General features: G+C 24.5%; 1 protein-coding gene. It reads right to left on the bottom strand.

The genetic code is table 11. The features are described 5' to 3' along the window. On the bottom strand, window positions 1-220 hold a 220-nt coding region (locus V7056_RS18160; protein ID WP_499703805.1), incomplete at its 3' end, for a hypothetical protein. Window positions 221-282 lie beyond the last annotated feature (62 nt).

Here is a 282-nt window from a genome sequence, read left to right as displayed (position 1 = left end):
CACCAATGCCATACGATACTAATGGATAGTCATCTAGTAATTTATCGTAAATACTTTCACTTTCTTCTACTGATAAAATTTCTATTAAATTTATATCTTGATAATACTCTTTATACTCTGATGCTTCATTTGTATATAACTCTTCTAAATGTTTTTTCTGACTTTGTTGTAAAAGTTCTTTCAATCTTTGTTTTCTTATTGCTTTTTCTTCTTGATTCAAATAAATCACCTTTTTCATCAAAACATAATTAATTATACATTTTAGATAAGAATCCTTATTGA

The organism is Bacillus sp. JJ664 (assembly GCF_036962205.1).
Classification (GTDB): Bacteria; Bacillota; Bacilli; order Bacillales; family Bacillaceae_G; genus Gottfriedia.
Note: the sequence above shows the minus strand (reverse complement) of the source record. Positions and strands in the feature narration are given on the sequence as shown.